The 16,028-nt window shown below is 69.5% G+C and carries 18 protein-coding genes; 9 read left to right on the top strand and 9 right to left on the bottom strand.

What is annotated here, in order from left to right; translation table 11 throughout:
• Positions 1-5: 5 nt before the first annotated feature.
• Both ACZ5CW_RS28365 and ACZ5CW_RS28360 read right to left on the bottom strand, forming a co-directional pair.
• On the bottom strand, positions 6-458 hold the full coding sequence (locus tag ACZ5CW_RS28365; protein WP_468606188.1) for a GNAT family N-acetyltransferase: 453 nt from the start codon (positions 456-458) through the stop codon (positions 6-8).
• 9 nt (positions 459-467) lie between these two features.
• On the bottom strand, positions 468-926 hold the full coding sequence (locus ACZ5CW_RS28360) for a MarR family winged helix-turn-helix transcriptional regulator (protein ID WP_468606186.1): 459 nt from the start codon (positions 924-926) through the stop codon (positions 468-470).
• Positions 927-1,067: 141 nt separating this feature from the next.
• Here ACZ5CW_RS28360 and ACZ5CW_RS28355 point away from each other — a divergent pair, with 141 nt between their 5' ends.
• Both ACZ5CW_RS28355 and ACZ5CW_RS28350 read left to right on the top strand, forming a co-directional pair.
• Positions 1,068-2,276, top strand: a complete 1,209-nt coding sequence (locus tag ACZ5CW_RS28355; protein ID WP_468606184.1) for an MFS transporter — start codon at positions 1,068-1,070, stop codon at positions 2,274-2,276.
• 110 nt (positions 2,277-2,386) lie between these two features.
• Positions 2,387-2,806 (top strand): GlcG/HbpS family heme-binding protein, encoded by a 420-nt coding sequence (locus ACZ5CW_RS28350; RefSeq protein ID WP_468606182.1) that lies wholly within the window; start codon positions 2,387-2,389, stop codon positions 2,804-2,806.
• A gap of 72 nt (positions 2,807-2,878) precedes the next feature.
• On the opposite strand, the gene ACZ5CW_RS28345 is transcribed toward ACZ5CW_RS28350, so the two are convergent.
• On the bottom strand, positions 2,879-3,745 hold the full coding sequence (locus ACZ5CW_RS28345; RefSeq protein ID WP_468606180.1) for a GNAT family N-acetyltransferase: 867 nt from the start codon (positions 3,743-3,745) through the stop codon (positions 2,879-2,881).
• Positions 3,746-3,895: 150 nt separating this feature from the next.
• Here ACZ5CW_RS28345 and ACZ5CW_RS28340 point away from each other — a divergent pair, with 150 nt between their 5' ends.
• Both ACZ5CW_RS28340 and ACZ5CW_RS28335 read left to right on the top strand, forming a co-directional pair.
• Positions 3,896-4,528: an HAD family hydrolase gene (locus tag ACZ5CW_RS28340; RefSeq protein ID WP_468606178.1), complete on the top strand. Its 633-nt coding sequence runs from the start codon at positions 3,896-3,898 to the stop codon at positions 4,526-4,528.
• Positions 4,529-4,849: 321 nt separating this feature from the next.
• Positions 4,850-6,163 carry a globin domain-containing protein gene (locus ACZ5CW_RS28335; RefSeq protein WP_468606176.1) on the top strand — a complete coding sequence of 438 codons (1,314 nt, stop codon included), beginning with the start codon at positions 4,850-4,852 and terminating at the stop codon, positions 6,161-6,163.
• Positions 6,164-6,168: 5 nt separating this feature from the next.
• On the opposite strand, the gene ACZ5CW_RS28330 is transcribed toward ACZ5CW_RS28335, so the two are convergent.
• The 5 genes from ACZ5CW_RS28330 to ACZ5CW_RS28310 all read right to left on the bottom strand — a co-directional run bounded on the left by ACZ5CW_RS28330 (position 6,169) and on the right by ACZ5CW_RS28310 (position 9,909).
• Entirely contained in the window at positions 6,169-6,651 is a 483-nt protein-coding gene (locus tag ACZ5CW_RS28330; RefSeq protein ID WP_468606174.1) for an NUDIX domain-containing protein, read from the bottom strand.
• Positions 6,652-6,739: 88 nt separating this feature from the next.
• Complete coding sequence (locus tag ACZ5CW_RS28325) at positions 6,740-7,645, bottom strand: LysR family transcriptional regulator (protein ID WP_468606172.1); 906 nt, start codon at positions 7,643-7,645, stop codon at positions 6,740-6,742.
• Between the two features lie 242 nt (positions 7,646-7,887).
• Positions 7,888-9,036 carry a cystathionine gamma-lyase gene (locus ACZ5CW_RS28320; RefSeq protein ID WP_468606170.1) on the bottom strand — a complete coding sequence of 383 codons (1,149 nt, stop codon included), beginning with the start codon at positions 9,034-9,036 and terminating at the stop codon, positions 7,888-7,890.
• Positions 9,033-9,524 (bottom strand): low molecular weight protein-tyrosine-phosphatase, encoded by a 492-nt coding sequence (locus ACZ5CW_RS28315; RefSeq protein WP_468606168.1) that lies wholly within the window; start codon positions 9,522-9,524, stop codon positions 9,033-9,035. The genes ACZ5CW_RS28320 and ACZ5CW_RS28315 overlap by 4 nt, the downstream gene beginning before the upstream one ends.
• A 7-nt stretch (positions 9,525-9,531) precedes the next feature.
• The gene (locus ACZ5CW_RS28310) at positions 9,532-9,909 is read right to left on the bottom strand and encodes a phage holin family protein (protein WP_468606166.1); all 378 of its coding nucleotides are present in this window, start codon (positions 9,907-9,909) and stop codon (positions 9,532-9,534) included.
• 59 nt (positions 9,910-9,968) lie between these two features.
• Here ACZ5CW_RS28310 and ACZ5CW_RS28305 point away from each other — a divergent pair, with 59 nt between their 5' ends.
• From ACZ5CW_RS28305 to ACZ5CW_RS28290, 4 genes are all read left to right on the top strand, one after another.
• Positions 9,969-10,286 carry a cupin domain-containing protein gene (locus ACZ5CW_RS28305; RefSeq protein ID WP_031164408.1) on the top strand — a complete coding sequence of 106 codons (318 nt, stop codon included), beginning with the start codon at positions 9,969-9,971 and terminating at the stop codon, positions 10,284-10,286.
• Between the two features lie 134 nt (positions 10,287-10,420).
• The gene (locus tag ACZ5CW_RS28300; RefSeq protein ID WP_468606164.1) at positions 10,421-10,633 is read left to right on the top strand and encodes a DUF5326 family protein; all 213 of its coding nucleotides are present in this window, start codon (positions 10,421-10,423) and stop codon (positions 10,631-10,633) included.
• 408 nt (positions 10,634-11,041) lie between these two features.
• Positions 11,042-11,767: an IclR family transcriptional regulator gene (locus tag ACZ5CW_RS28295; RefSeq protein ID WP_468606162.1), complete on the top strand. Its 726-nt coding sequence runs from the start codon at positions 11,042-11,044 to the stop codon at positions 11,765-11,767.
• A 99-nt stretch (positions 11,768-11,866) separates the two neighbouring features.
• Positions 11,867-12,304 (top strand): SsgA family sporulation/cell division regulator, encoded by a 438-nt coding sequence (locus ACZ5CW_RS28290; RefSeq protein WP_468606160.1) that lies wholly within the window; start codon positions 11,867-11,869, stop codon positions 12,302-12,304.
• A 171-nt stretch (positions 12,305-12,475) separates the two neighbouring features.
• Here the strand turns inward: ACZ5CW_RS28290 and ACZ5CW_RS28285 are convergent, their stop codons facing one another.
• Entirely contained in the window at positions 12,476-13,885 is a 1,410-nt protein-coding gene (locus ACZ5CW_RS28285; RefSeq protein ID WP_468606303.1) for a YibE/F family protein, read from the bottom strand.
• Between the two features lie 250 nt (positions 13,886-14,135).
• Here ACZ5CW_RS28285 and thiC point away from each other — a divergent pair, with 250 nt between their 5' ends.
• On the top strand, positions 14,136-15,920 hold the full coding sequence (gene thiC, locus ACZ5CW_RS28280; RefSeq protein WP_468606158.1) for a phosphomethylpyrimidine synthase ThiC: 1,785 nt from the start codon (positions 14,136-14,138) through the stop codon (positions 15,918-15,920).
• Positions 15,921-16,028 lie beyond the last annotated feature (108 nt).

Raw genomic sequence — 16,028 nt, 5'->3', positions numbered from 1 at the left:
TGCCGTCACAGCTTGAGTTTGAAGCCCTCGTGCGAAGCCGTGAAGCCCAGCCGTTCGTAGAAACGGTGCGCATCGGTACGCGTCTTGTCGGACGTCAGCTGCACCATCTGGCAGTCGAGCTGTCGGGACGTGTCGATCGCCCACTCGATGAGCCGGCCGCCGAGCCCGCTGCCCCGTTCGTCGGCATGGATGCGCACGGCCTCGATGAGCGCGCGGGTCGCCCCTCGATGGGAGAGGCCGGGAATGATCGTGAGCTGCAGGGTTCCGATCACCCGGCCTTCGCGCACGGCGACGACGAGATGCTGGTTCACGTCGGCATCGAGGCGCTCCAGCGCCGTCCGGTACGGGGAAAGGTCGTGAGGCGATTCGCGCTGGGCGCCCAGCGGATCGTCGGCGAGCATCGCGACGATCGCCGACAGGTCCTCGGCGGTCGCCTGCCGTATTTCAAGATCTCCCATGCCCGCACCCTATGCGGGCACGTTCAGTGACTCCACGACCCGGACCAGCGGGGCCAGTTCCGGGTTCCTGGAGGCCTCGTCCAGGGCCTCGCGCAGGGCGGCGTCATTGGTCGGACGAGCCTCCTCCAGCAGCCGCAGACCCGCCTCGGTGACGTTGGTGTAGATACCGCGCCGGTCGGTGGGGCAGAGGTAGCGCTCCAGCAGGCCACGGTCCTCGAGACGGGTCACCAGGCGTGTGGTGGCGCTCTGGCTGAGGACGACCGCGTCGGCGACCTGCTTCATCTGCAGATGCCCGCCCTCGCCGTCGTGCTGTCGGCTGAGCACATCGAGCAGGGAGTACTCGCGCACGCTCAGGTCGTGCTTCGCCTGCAGGGCGCGCTCGATGTGCGCCTCGATCTTTCCGTGCAGCGCAGAGAGGGCGCACCAGCCCTGGGCGAGGGCGGTGAGCGCGGGATCCGTCGCTGTCATTGGCGTTTCCTCCGTTCCGGAGCGGCTGACACAAGAGTAGAGCACTCTCGCAATAGTCGGCGGTTGCACTTAGCCCGCGTGTGCAACTATTGTGGACGCACGCAAAGCGCTCCTGCAATCGTCTGGGAAGGTGTACCCCCCATGCCTCTCGCGCTTCTGGCCCTCGCGATCGGGGCCTTCGGAATCGGAACCACCGAGTTCGTGATCATGGGCTTGCTGCCCGAGGTCGCGGGCGACTTCGGGGTCTCCATCCCCACGGCGGGCCTGCTCGTGACCGGCTACGCGCTGGGAGTGGTCATCGGTGCACCGCTGATGACCGTGCTCGGCACCAAGGTCTCGCGCAAGCGGATGCTGATGCTGCTGATGGGGCTCTTCATCGTCGGAAACCTGCTCTCCGCGGTGGCCCCCGCCTTCGCGATCATGCTGATCGGACGAGTGATCGCCTCGCTCGCCCACGGAGCCTTCTTCGGCATCGGCTCGGTCGTCGCGGCCGAGCTGGTGGCACCCGGCAAGAAGGCCGGCGCCATCGCCATGATGTTCACCGGCCTGACCGTCGCCAATGTCGTCGGCGTCCCGCTGGGCACCCTCGTCGGGCAGCACGTCGGCTGGCGCGTCACCTTCGGGATCGTCGCCGCCCTCGGGGTCGTCGGTCTCGCCGGCATCGCCAAGCTGGTGCCCGAGCTGCCGCGGCAGCAGGGCGTGCACCTGCGGCACGAGCTGGCCGCCTTCAAGAACGCCCAGGTCCTGCTCGCCATGGCGATGACCGTCCTCGGCTTCGGCGGTGTCTTCGCCGCCATCACCTACATCGCGCCGATGATGACCCACGTCGCCGGTTTCGCCGACGGCTCGGTCACCTGGCTGCTGGTCCTCTTCGGCCTCGGCATGGTCGGCGGCAACCTCATCGGCGGCAAGTTCGCCGACCGCGCCCTGATGCCGATGCTGTACGTCTCCCTGGGCGCCCTGGCCGTCGTACTCGCACTCTTCACGCTGACCGCCCACAACAAGATCGCGGCCGCCGTGACCATCGCCCTGATCGGCGCCCTGGGTTTCGCGACCGTCCCGCCGCTGCAGAAGCGCGTCCTCGACCAGGCGCACGGCGCCCCGACGCTCGCCTCGGCCGTGAACATCGGCGCCTTCAACCTGGGCAACGCCCTCTCCGCCTGGCTCGGCGGCATGGTGATCGCGGCCGGCTTCGGCTACACCGCCCCCAACTGGGTCGGTGCCGTCCTCGCCGCGGCCGCCCTGGTCCTCGCCGTCCTCTCGGCAGCCCTGGAACGCCGTGACGGCGCGCACGGCGCCGTGGTCGCCTCCGGTACGTCCGCCGGGCAGCGCACTCCCGTCCACCACTGAGCCGCCCGGCTCACCGGTACCCCACAGACCCCCGCACCGGGGTGTGCCTCCGGTGCGGCAAGCATCCACCACTGCAATCCCAACGCCGGCAACACCAAGGAGAAAGTTTCATGAGCACCACCGTCGTCGCCCCGCTCACCATCGAGGACGCCGAGCTGCTGGTCGCCACGGCCCGCCGCGCGGCCGAGGACGCCGGAGTCACCGTCAGCGTCACCGTTCTGGACGCCGGCGGCCATCTGCTCGCCTTCCGCCGGGACGACCGGGCCGTCCTGATCTCCGGCGAGACCAGCACGCGCAAGGCCTACACGGCGCTTCAGCTGAACGCACCCACCGCCGGCCTGGTCGACGCCGTGCAGCCGGGCGGCCTCTTCCACACACTGCCCACGGCCCTCGACCGGCCCCTGCTCTTCATCGCGGGCGGTGTCCCCGTCCACCGGGACGGCCGGCTGATCGGCGCGATCGGCGTCGGGGGCGGTGCGCCCGAGCAGGACCACGGCTTCGCCACGGCGGCCGTGCAGGCCCTCGCCTGATCACACGGCCCGGACGGACAACGCCGGCCCCACCGCTTCGCGTGGTGGGGCCGGCGTTCCTCGTGCGGTGGTTCAGCCCGCGGCCACCGTCAGCGGCGCGAACCGGCGCGTCCAGTCTCCCGGGAGTTCGGTGATGCCATAGGTCATCACGGCATTGAAAGCCACGGAGGCCAGTCCCCGCGCCTTCGCCCAGACCAGCAGCTCCTCGTGGCGCACGTCGATGTCGGTGCGCAGCGGGCGGTCCGTACCGGCCGCCAGCGAGGCGATGAGGGCCTTGGCGGTCTCCGTGTCCCGGGCGATCAGCGGGCCGACGACATGGGTGTCCATGTTGGGCCACGCCGCCGCGTAACCGGTGATCCGGCCGTCCTCCTCGGCCACCCGCAGCTGGTCGGCGAAGGCGGGCAGGCGGGTGATGAGGGGCGTGCGGTCGGCGCCGAACACGTCCTCGTCGAGACGCAGGATCGAGGGGAGGTCCTCCGCGGTCGCTGCCCGCGTCGGCACCGCGGACTCCGGACCTTCGGGAGCGAAGTCGCCGATCAGCATCTCCGCCCGGCCCGTCACCTTGAAGCCCAGCTCCTCGTACAGGGGACGGCCGTAGGGAGTGGCGTGCAGGGTCAGCGGGGTGGTCCCCATGGCCGACACGACGTGCTGCATCAGGCGGCGCCCGACGCCCTGGCGGGCGTGGCGTTCGGCCACCAGAACCATGCCGATGGCGCCGAGTTCCAGCCGTTCCCACGAGCCGTACTCGGTGACGACGCATGCGGCGACGAGACCCCCCTGGGGGTCGTCGATGCCGAAGCCCTTTCCGGCCGTGAGGAGGAAACCCCACTTGTGCTCTTCGCGTGGCCACCCCCGGTCCTCGGACAAGTCGGCACACGCACGGAGGTCGCGTAGCGTCAGACGGCGGATGGGCAGAGCGGCGAGGGAAGGAGTCGGCACGCAGGTCAGGCTGTCCGACCGGCACCCCCGGCGTCCACCCGTTTCGGAAGAGACGTACGTGCTTTTGGCCATGTCGTAGCTCTGCGCACACCCCAGCGACAGCTGCGAGTGTTTCACGTGAAACATCGGCAGCCGATTAGCCTCAGCGTCATGGCGAGACTTCATCTCTTCGATCTGGACGGCACGTTGTTGCACCGCACCACCGCACCGGTGGAGATTTCCCGCCAGCTGGGGCTGGAGGCGGAGACGGTGGCACTGGATCGAGCGATTGCGGAGGGACGGATCGGGCCGCCGGAGTACGCGGCGCAGGTGTACGACCTGTGGGCGGGCCTGACCGAGGCGCATGTGGACGCCGCTTTCCAGGCGGCTCCTTGGCTGGCCCGGATCCGTGAGGTGTGGGCGGAGATCAGAAGTGCGGGCGAGTACTGCGCGGTGGTGTCGCTCTCGCCTTCCTTCTTCGTGGAACGCCTGCTGCAGTGGGGCGCGCACGCGGCCCACGGATCCCGTTTCCCGGCCGTGCCGTTCACCGAACCCGTCGACCCGACCGGGGCGCTCAGCGCGGCGGCCAAGGTGACCATCGCGGACCGGCTCTGCGCCGAGTTCGGTGTGCGGCGGGCGGACTGCGTGGCGTACGGCGACTCGTCGTCGGACAAGGAACTGTTTGCTGTCGTACCGGTTTCCGTGGCGGTGAACGCGGACGCTCACCTGGCCGGACTCGCGACCCACTCCTACACGGGACGGGATCTGTGGGATGCCTATGAATTGGTCGCCCCCGCCCGGTGATTGACGGACCTCACCGTTCGCCCCCCTGCCTGATTCGTGAGGAAGGCAGGGGGGACTTGTGCGCGCGGCAACGGCCGGTAGGGTCGACCCCGGTTCACGTCCGGAACGGGGTACACGCATCCCGTGCGGGCCGAGAGCGGGCAGCAGCCTAACGGGACGGAGAGATCGAAGACCGGCGTTTTCGAGTACGCGGACGTGGCATCCGATCGGATGGGAAGCTGCGGAGCAAGCGCTACGGCTGGCCGCCCGCCGGGGGAAAGCAGGCACCTTCCGAGGAGGAGGTGCGCAGACCGACCGAAAGACGTTCGAGGCGAGGGCACCATGGACGCTCCGACCACCACGTCGGGGGAGAACGGCATGCCGGGCGGGGACGGCGTGCCGGACGGGGACGGCTGGTTCACGCGGCACAGCACGCCTTCGGCTCCGCCGCCGTACGGCACACAGGAGACGCGCGAGGTTCGCCCCGACGCCCCGGTCGCGCCGCGTGTGCCCGTGCGGCGATCAGTTCCGGTTGCCGAGGAGGAGTCTCCGGACGCACTCCTCATCCGCCGCACGATGACCGAGATCGGCCCCGTCGCCGACAAGGTCACCTCCTACTTCTACGCGCTCCTTTTCGTCCGCCACCCCCAGCTGCGGTCGCTGTTTCCGGCCGCGATGGACACCCAGCGGGACCGCCTGCTGAAGGCCCTGCTCACCGCGGCCGAGCACTTGGACAACACCCCCGTCCTCGTCGACTACCTGCAGAACCTCGGTCGCGGCCACCGCAAGTACGGGACCCACGCCGAGCACTATCCGGCCGTGGGCGAATGCCTGATCGGTGCGTTGAGCAGGTACGCCGCCGTCTGGGACCCGGAGACCGAGGCGGCCTGGGTGCGGGCGTACACGACGATGTCGCAGGTCATGATCGACGCGGCGGCGGCGGACGAGCTCCGCTCTCCGGCCTGGTGGCATGCCGAGATCGTCACGCACGACCTCAGGACACCCGATGTCGCGGTCCTCACCGTCCGCCCCGACCAGCCCTACCCCTTCCTCGCAGGTCAGTACACGAGCGTCGAGACGCCCTGGTGGCCACGGGTGTGGCGGCACTACTCCTTCGCCTCCGCGCCCCGCTCGGACGGTCTGCTGACGTTCCATGTGAAGGCCGTACCGGCCGGCTGGGTCTCCAACGCGCTGGTGCACCGAGCCCGCCCCGGAGACGTCGTACGCCTCGGCCCTCCGACCGGCTCGATGACGGTCGACCACACCACCGACAGCGGCCTGCTCTGTCTGGGCGGCGGCACCGGCATAGCGCCCATCAAGGCTCTGGTCGAGGACGTCGCGGAACGCGGCGCCCGCCGATCGGTCGAGGTGTTCTACGGCGCGCGCACCGACCATGACCTGTACGACATCGACACCATGCTCAGGCTCCAGCAGAGCCACCCCTGGCTGTCGGTCCGGGCGGTCATAGACCAGCAGGCACACCTCCAGCTTCCCGACGCCGTACGTGAGTACGGGCCCTGGAACGGGTACGAGGCCTATCTCTCCGGTCCGCCCGGAATGATCCGCAGCGGGGTAGGCGTGCTCCGGAACATCGGCATCCCGCCCAGCCGCATATGGCACGACTCGGTGGAGGAACTGCTCGTCGTCGCAGGCTGACCGCGCTACCCGAGGTCGGGAGCGTGCATGGCGCGTACCCCCTCGATATTGCCGTCCAGGTAGTGGCGCAGCGACAGCGGCACGAGATGGACGGAGGCGATGCCGACGCGGGTGAACGGGACATGGACGATCTCGTACTCACCGGCCGGCTCGTCCACTTCGGGACCATGACGCAGGGAGGGGTCCATGGATCCCAGTCGGCAGACGAAGAAGTGCTGCACCTTGACACCGGTGGCGCCGCCGTCCTCACCGATGTGCTCGACGGTGTCCACGAAGCACGGCACCACATCGGTGATCTTGGCGCCGAGTTCCTCGTACACCTCTCGGTGCAGGGCCTCCACGACGGTCGGGTCGCTGGGTTCGACCCCGCCGCCGGGCGTGACCCAGTAGGGATCGACACCGGGCTTGGTTCGTTTGATCAGGATCAGGTCGTCACCGTCCAGCAGAACGGCACGGGCGGTGCGCTTGACCACGGGTCGGACGGTCATGGGAGAAATGTGGCCCGGCTGGTTCCACGTGAAACATCGCAAAGCGCCACCGTGTGACCGCAGGGCGTGCACTGACCGGAAGGAGCCTTCAGCACCAGGCCGCGGCCGCGCGCTGGAGCCACTCGTGGGCCCGGGCGATATGGGGCACGGCGAGGGTGCCGGTGCGAACCACCAGGAAGTAGGTGCGCAGCGGTGGCACGACCGGGTCGTGCAGGCTGACGATCGTGCCGTGGTCGAGGGCGGAGGCGCACAGATAGCGGGGCAGTACCGCCAGCCCGGCCCCCGCGACCGCGCAGGCGAGCACGGCCCGCAGATCGGGGACGATGACCGCGCCCGAGGCAGCGGGGCGGGAGTCGAAGACGGAGGCCCAGTAGCGCGAGACGAAGGGCAGCGACTCGTGGACCTCGACGACGGGCAGGTCCTGCAGGGCCGGCGCTCCTTTCAGACGGAGCGCGTCGGAGCCGATCCGCTCCGCCCAGCGCGGGGCGCTGACCAGCACGTGCTCCTCGTCGCAGAGCGGAGTGGCGGTCAGCAGCGCTCCGCGCGGCCGGGCGATGCTGATGGCCAGGTCGTGGTGTCCGGCGGCCAAGCCCTCCAGTGTTTCCTCCGCGGTGCCGAAGGAAGCGCGCAGCGCGAAGCCCTGGCCGTCGTCGCCGGTCAGCTCGGTGAGGGCGGGCAGGGCGCGTTCGGCGGTGAACTCCGGTGGGCCGGCGAGATGCAGCGTCCGTAACGACGACTCGTCGTCCAGGCCGGTCCCGGCTATCTCTACCAGGGCGTCGAGGTGCGGAGCGGCCTTGTGCGCCAGCTCGTCGCCGATGGTGGTCGGGGTCACCCCGCGGGCCTGCCGGAGGAAGAGCGGTCTGCCCAGCTGGCGCTCCAGCGTGCGGATCTGCGAGGTGACAGCGGGCTGGGAGAGCCCGAGCAGGGCGGCGGCGCGAGTGAAGGAACCGGCCCGGTGCACGGTGACGAAGGTCCGCAGCAAGGCCAGATCCATGGCGTACCCTCCCCTGTCCCCGCCGTCCTCCGGCCCCCGGGCAGGGGGCCAACTATAAATAAGTCGATAGGTCTCTGTCGCTAGCGTGATTGGACACTGACACAGAGTCAACTAGCCTTGTTCGCGCGGTTCTTCGCGCGCAGAACCGAGGGACGGTCCGAGCCACGAGGGGGGAGGCTCGGACCGTCCGCCGACATCGGCGGACGGACGCGTCCCGGCACCATCGGCGGGCGCGTTCCGGCTCATTGCGCGGACTCGTCCAGGGCACGCAGCAGGTCGGCGATCAGGTCCTCGGGGTCCTCGGCACCCACGGACATGCGGATGAAGCCGTCAGGGACCGCGTCCCCGCCCCAGCGGCGGCGGCGTTCGGCCGTGGAGCGCACCCCGCCGAAGCTCGTCGCGTCCTCCACCAGGTGCAGGGCCTCGAGGAAACGCTCGGCACGCGCGCGCGTGGGCAGCGTGAAGGAGACCACGCAGCCGTAGCGGCGCATCTGCTGCGAGGCGATCTTGTGCGAGGGGTCGTCGGGCAGGCCGGGGTAGCGCAGGTCGGAGACCTCGGGCCGCTGCCGCAGCGCCTCGGCGACCCGCAGGGCGGTGGCGTTCTGCCGGTCGACGCGCAGCTGGAGCGTGGCGATGGACCGGTGCGCCAGCCAGGCCTCCATGGGTCCGGAGATCGCCCCGACGATCTTCCGCCAGCGGCGTACGGCGGCCATCGCCTCGGCGTCGCGGCCGCTGACGTAGCCGAGGAGGACGTCTCCGTGCCCGGTGAGCTGCTTGGTGCCGCTGGCCACGGAGAAGTCGGCGCCCAGCTCCAGCGGGCGCTGCCCGAGCGGGGTGGCGAGGGTGTTGTCGACGGCCACCAGAGCGCCGCCCGCGTGTGCCGCGTCCACCAGCCGGCGGATGTCGCACACGTCGAGCCCGGGATTCGACGGGGTCTCGATCCACAGCAGCCGGGCCCCGTCGAGAACCTCCAGCTGGGCGTCTCCGCCGGTGGGCGCGGTGCGTACCTCGATGCCGTACGCCTCCAGCTGGGCGCGGACCAGCGGCAGCACCTGGTAGCCGTCGGAGGGCAGCACGACCGCGTCCCCGGCGCGCAGCTGGGAGAAGAGCACGGCGGAGATGGCCGCCATGCCGGAGGCGAACACCAGCGTCTCGACCTCCTCCTGCCCGGGCGCCTCCAGCTCGCCGATGGCGCGCTCCAGCAGCGTCCAGGTCGGGTTGTCGTCGCGGCCGTAGGAGTACGGTCCCGCCACCTCGCCGGGCAGGTGGAAGTGCGCCGCGAACACCGGTCCCGGCAGGGTCGGCTCGTGCTTGACCGGTTCGGGCAGTCCGGCCCGTACCGTGCGCGTGCCGTCGCCGATGTGCCCCTCGTCCTTGGTGGCGTCGCTCATGCGGCCCGTCCTTCCAGTCGTTCCCGTACGGCGGCGAGCAGACCGGTGCTCGCCGCTTCCACCATCTCAAGAACCTCCTCGAAGCCGTCCCGGGCCCCGTAGTACGGGTCCGGTACGTCGAGGTCGTCACCGGTGTCGGGGTCATAGGAACGCAGAAGACGGATCTTGTGTGCGTCCTCCTCGGTGGGGGCAAGGCGGCGCAGGGCCTTGAGGTGGCCGGTGTCCAGGGCGATCACAAGGTCGAGCCGGGCGAACCACGACGGCTGGAACTGGCGGGCGACGTGCTCGGCGTCGTAGCCGTGCTCCTCCAGGACCGAGACGGTGCGAGGGTCGGCGGCCTCGCCCTCGTGCCAGCCTCCGGTACCGGCGCTGTCGACCTCGACCAGGTTCTCGAGCCCGGCCTCCGTCACGCGCGCGCGAAAGACGGACTCGGCCATCGGGGAGCGGCAGATGTTGCCGGTGCACACGAAACAGACGCGGTACGACATGGTGCGCTCAGTCCTCGTCGGGCAGGACGACGTGCAGCGCCCAGGAGACGACGGAGATGATCAGACCGCCCAGGACGGCCGTCCAGAAACCCTCCACGTGGAAGCTCAGGTCGAGCTTGCCGCACACCCATGAGGTCAACAGCAGCATCAGCGCGTTCACCACCAGGGTGATCAGCCCCAGGGTCAGGATGAACAGCGGGAAGGTGAGCACCTTCACGAACGGCTTGACCAGCCAGTTCACCAGACCGAAGATCAGCGCGACGACGATCAGCGTGCCGGCCTTCTTGGCCGTGCTGTCACCGGTCAGGGTGATCTTGTCGAGCAGCCACACGGCGACCGCGAGGGCGCCCGCGTTGACGATCGTCTTGACTACAAAATTCTTCATGTGTCTGATCGTGGCAGACCGGAAGGGAAGCGGGCAGTGAGGCGAGGACGGCAGCGGCGATGAAGGCATTCCGGCTGGACGAACTGGAGGCGGAGCGCGCCGCCAACGAGGGTGCCTACCTTCAGTTCCTGCGGGAGCGGAACATGTCGGTCGGCCTGTACGCCCTCAACGCGGGCGAGCACGACCCGCAGAAGCCCCACAGTCAGGACGAGGTGTACTTCGTCGTCAGCGGACGGGCGTCGATCACGGTCGGTCTGGAGACGACCGAGGTGGCGCGGGGCAGCGTCGTGTACGTGCCCGCCGGGGTCGCGCACAAGTTCCACCACATCAGCGAGGACCTCAGGGTGCTCGTCGTGTTCTCTCCGCCCGAGGCGTGAGCCCCGGCCTCGGGGTTCCCTAGGGGACGGGTCAGGGGACGACAAGGGGTGCGCGGCCCCCATCGGCCCCCTCGGCAGCCCTAGCATCGAGTGCGGAACATCGACAACGCACGAGAACGCAAAGGACGAGGGCGATGCGAGAGATCTTCGCGGGGCTGCCGTGGTGGGTGAAGTGGGTCGCGGTGCCGATCATCGCCCTGGTCGTGTTCGGCGGCCTGATAGTGACCGTGGTCGGATTCGTGATCGACCTGCTGTTCAAGGCGCTGCTCTTCGTCGCCCTGGTCGGCGGTCTGATCTACCTCGTGCGCAAGTTCATGTCGAACTCCTCGTCGCGCGGCGACTGGTGAGCGGACGAGGACCGGCGACCGGTGAACCCTGAGGGGAACCGGTTCCCTCGGGGGAGGGAAGTTTCCCCGCGAGACCGCCTGCGCGCGGTGGCTGACGATTAGAGTCCGGAACTCCCCACGGGATCCGTGGTGGCGCAGACCCCCCTCCGTGCTCTACCACGCACGGGCTGCCCCCTCGCGCTTCGGGAGTGACCCTTGGCCACGGTTGACACCGCACCGGCAGAACCCCACGCACCCCCCACCTCACCGCGCTCCTACTCACCCCCCGTCCAACGGCCGCCCGCCGCGACCGTCCCCGGACAACCACGCGCCGCCGACCACTCACCTCCGCGGCCGGCCGGCCTCACGGAGCAACCGGCCTCCGCGCACACTCCCGGATCACCGGCCGCCGCGACCCTCATCGGATCCGTGCAGCGGGCCATGCGGCTGCTGGAGACCGTCGCCGCGCACGTCTACGGCGCCCCCGCCAAACAACTCGCCCGCGAGACCGGCCTCGCCCTGCCCACGACCTACCACCTGCTGCGCACCCTGGTGCACGAGGGTTATCTGCGCCGGGAGAAAGGGCTGTTCTTCCTCGGCGACGCGGTGGAGCGGCTGAGCAGCAGCGGAGCCCAGCAGAAACGTCGCAGCACAGTGGCGGACACGCTCGCGCACTGGCGCGATTCCATCGGTGTGCCCGTGTACTACGCCATGTACCAGGACGGCGAGATCGAGGTCATGTGCGTCTCCGACTCCCCGGAGACCCCCGCGGTCGAGGAGTGGGCCGACTTCCGCGAGACCGGCCACGCCCACGCGATCGGGCAGTGCCTGCTCTCCCAGCTCGACGAGGACGCCCGCCGCGACCATCTCGCCCGGTACCCCGTGCAGCCGATCACGCCGTACACCGTGCGTGACAACGACGCCCTGCTGCGGCGGATGGCCCGGACGCGGCGCATGGAGGCGGTGGTGGAGCGCCAGGAGTACGCGCTCGGCACCGTCTGTGCGGCGGTCCCGATCACGGTCGGCACCACCGCGGCCACCATGGCCCTCTCCCTGCCCGCCCGCCACGCGGACCGGCTGCTGCCCGCGGCCCACCGGTTGCAGTCGGAGATCGGGCGCCACCTGGGGTCCCTCACCCTCTCTATCAGTATCTGAAAAACTACTCCTTGTGATCTCTCATGTACGTTCAGCAAGATTTGACCACGGTCAGAGGGATCAATCCCGGCCAGTAGATGTCATATGACGGAGAAGGCGATGCGCGAGTCCGTACAGGCAGAAGTCATGATGAGCTTTCTCGTGTCGGAGGAGCTCTCCTTCCGCATTCCGGTGGAGTTGCGCTACGAGACCTGTGATCCCTATGCGGTGCGGCTCACTTTCCATCTGCCCGGCGACGCCCCGGTGACGTGGGCCTTCGGCCGGGAGCTGCTGATCGACGGGGTCGGCCGGCCGTGCGGGGAGGGGGACGTGCACATCGCACCCGCCGATGCCGAGGTGCTGGGCGAGGTGCTGATCCGGCTTCAGGTCGGCGGCGACCAGGCCCTGTTCCGCTCGTCGGCGCCGCCTCTCGTGGCCTTCCTCGACCGGACGGACAAGCTCGTGCCGCTCGGTCAGGAGAGCGCGCTGGCGGATTTCGATGCTCATCTCGATGAAGCCCTGGACCGCATCCTGGCCGAGGAACAGAGCGCCGGCTGAGCCGTTGCCGCAGGAGCGCCGGGCGCTCCGCGGTGCCGTGTGGAAGTGTGCAGAAACGCTTCTGCGCGGACCTGTGGAGCAGGGTCCGCCGGACACGATCGGCTTGGCACGGGCGGCACCGTACAGCCGGGTGCCGGCCCGGTCGTCCTTGCGCGGTCGGCCGCGGCGGGCTCACCGCTTGCGGCGGCGGCCTCGCCCGGCACGGGCCGGAGGCCGCTGTGCCCCGATGGCTGCCGGAGCGCCCGGTCCGGGCCGGTCGGCGGACACCACCAGCGCGGCGAGCGCGGTGGTGACCGGGACCGAGGCGACCAGGCCGATCGATCCCACCAGGGTCCGCACGATCTCCTCGGCGACCAGTTCACTGTTGGCCACGGCCCCCACGCTGCTCTGTGCGATCGAGAACAGCAGCAGCAACGGCAGCGCCGCACCTGCGTAGGCCAGGACGAGCGTGTTGACGACGGACGCGATGTGGTCGCGGCCGATGCGGATGCCCGCCCGGTACAGCCCGCGCCAGCCCATCGACGGATTGGCCTCGTGCAGCTCCCAGACGGCCGACGTCTGCGTCACCGTCACGTCGTCCAGGACACCGAGCGAACCGATGATGACACCGGCCAGCAGCAGACCGCTCATGTCGATGGACGGATACAGGCCGTGGATCAGGCCGGTGTTGTCGTCGGTGTTCCCGGTGAGCGCGGCCCAGTCGATGAACTCCGAGCCGAGGACGCCGATCAGCAGGAGGGAGACCAGTGTGCCGAGCACCGCGACCGATGTACGGGCCGACAGCCCATGGCACATGTAGAGCGCGATGAGCATGATCGCGCTGGACCCGACGACGGCCACCAGCAGCGGATTCGACCCCTGCAGGATCGCGGGCAGGATGAACAGCGTCAGCACCAGGAAGCTCACGGCCAGCGCGACCAGTGCCATGACTCCGCGCAGCCGGCCCACCACGACGACCGCGAGCGCGAAGATGCCCGCGAGCAGCGCCATGGGGAGCTTGCGGTTCACATCGGTCACCGAGTACTGCAGGTCCTTGGGCGCCGAGGGCTCGTAGGCGACCACGACCTTCTCGTCCTGGTGCAACTGCCGTGACTGGTCCGGCTGCACGATCTCGGTGAACGTACGGCCCTTGTCCTTGCCGGTGTCGACCCGGACGGTCGCCTTCTTGCAGGTGCCGCCCGCCTCCTGCACCGCCGCGTTGCCCTCGGCGGTGGAGGTGTCGCCGGTCGGCGCCCCGCCGGAGGCGTTCACCGACTTGCAGCTCACCTCGACGACCCGGGTGACTGTGGCCTGCTGGGTCTGCCGGTCGAAGCCGACGCCGGTGCGCTTGTGCGAGGGGGCTCCCCCGGGCCAGAGCACCACCAGACCGACCAGGACCGCCGCGGTGAACGGGATCAGGATCGCCGCGATGACCTTGCGCAGGTGCTGGGAGACGGGCGCGGCGGGCCCGTGGCTGTGGCTGTGGCCGTGCCCCGCGCCGGGCGCGTGGTCGGCATGGGCCTGTTCGGCACCCTGGCCACCGTCCGGTCCGGAGGCGTCCTGGCGGCGCGGCTCGGGCGGCTGGTACGGGTACTGCTCCATCCTGGTCACCGCCCGATCATCGCAAGAAGGGCGGGGGCCCACTGTTCACCGCGCCACAAATGACGCTAGCGTGGAGGCACCTTTGCACACGCGGGAGCTCGGAGCACCGGGCTGAGAGGGCGCTGACCTCCGTATACGCGATGTTTCACGTGGAACGAGCGATGTTCCACAGGGAACGCCGACAGACGGAATCCGCTGCGTCGACCGCCGAACCTGTTACCGGGTAATGCCGGCGTAGGGAGTAGGTCTCATGACCATCAAGGACGCACGCACGCCTGCCTCCGTCCAGGACGAGAAGTCCCAGGAGGCCGGAAAGTCCATCGGCTGGCACAAGGCGTACGTCGAGGGCTCGCGCCCCGACCTTCGTGTGCCGGTCCGTCAGGTGCACCTCACCAATGGGCGGTCGGTCACGCTGTATGACACGTCGGGCCCATACACCGATCCACTCGCCGACACGGATGTCCGCAGGGGCCTGTCGCCGCTGCGGGAGAACTGGATCATCGCCCGCGGCGACACCGAGGAGTACGCGGGCCGTCCTGTCCGTCCCGAGGATGACGGGATCAAGCACACCTCACCGCGCGGGGGGCTGCGGAACCTGGACGCGGTCTTCCCGGGACGGCCGCGCCAGCCGCGACGGGGCCGCAACGGCGAGGCGGTGACGCAGCTCGCCTACGCGCGCCGGGGCGAGATCACGCCCGAGATGGAGTACGTGGCCATCCGGGAGAACGTGTCGCCCGAAGTGGTCCGCGAGGAGATCGCGGCGGGCCGGGCGGTCCTGCCGGCCAACGTCAACCACCCGGAGATCGAGCCGATGATCATCGGCAAGCGGTTCCTGGTGAAGGTGAACGCCAACATCGGCAACTCCGCGGTGACGTCCTCCATCGAGGAGGAGGTCGAGAAGATGACCTGGGCGACCCGCTGGGGCGCCGACACGGTCATGGACCTCTCCACCGGCCGGAACATCCACACCACCCGCGAGTGGGTGCTGCGCAACTCTCCCGTGCCCATCGGCACGGTGCCGCTCTACCAGGCGCTGGAGAAGGTCGACGGCAGGGCCGAGGACCTGACCTGGGAGATCTACAAGGACACCGTCATCGAGCAGGCCGAGCAGGGCGTGGACTACATGACGGTGCACGCCGGCGTGCGCCTTGCCTACGTACCGCTGACGGCCAACCGCAAGACCGGCATCGTCTCGCGCGGCGGTTCGATCATGGCGGCGTGGTGCCTGGCGCACCACAAGGAATCGTTCCTGTACGAGAACTTCGAGGAGCTGTGCGAGATCCTCGCCGCCTACGACGTCACGTACTCGTTGGGCGACGGCCTGCGGCCGGGCTCGATCGCGGACGCCAACGACGCGGCCCAGTTCGCGGAGTTGCGCACGCTCGGGGAACTCAACCGGATCGCCAAGCGTTTCCATGTACAGACGATGATCGAGGGCCCGGGACACGTCCCGATGCACAAGATCAAGGAGAACATCGACCTTCAGCAGGAGATCTGCGATGAAGCTCCGTTCTATACGCTCGGCCCGCTGACCACCGACATCGCGCCGGCGTACGACCACATCACCTCCGGCATCGGCGCGGCGATGATCGCCTGGTGGGGCACGGCGATGCTCTGCTACGTCACGCCCAAGGAGCACCTGGGTCTGCCCAACCGGGACGACGTCAAGACGGGCGTCATCACGTACAAGATCGCCGCGCACGCGGCCGACCTCGCCAAGGGCCACCCGGGCGCTCAGGAGTGGGACGACGCGCTGTCCGACGCCCGCTTCGAGTTCCGGTGGGAGGACCAGTTCAACCTCGCTCTGGACCCGGACACGGCACGGGAGTTCCACGACGAGACCCTCCCGGCGGAGCCCGCCAAGACGGCCCACTTCTGCTCGATGTGCGGACCGAAGTTCTGCAGCATGAAGATCTCGCAGGACATCCGTCGCGAGCACGGCGGCAGCCAGGCCGAGATCGAGGAAGGCATGGCCCAGAAGTCGAAGGAGTTCGCGGCCTCGGGCAACCGGGTGTATCTGCCGATCGCCGACTGACGCGGCGAGGGGGACAGGCCGAGGTATCTGTCCCCCTCCGGCGCCGTCACTACAGCCGGGCGTCCGTGGAGCACGTCGGAGCGCAGGTCGTCCGGCGGCTGTGAGGCG

This window comes from Streptomyces sp. NPDC031379, assembly GCF_055569615.1.
The sequence above is the reverse complement of the archived record's forward strand: the minus strand, read 5'-3'. Positions and strand labels throughout refer to the sequence as shown.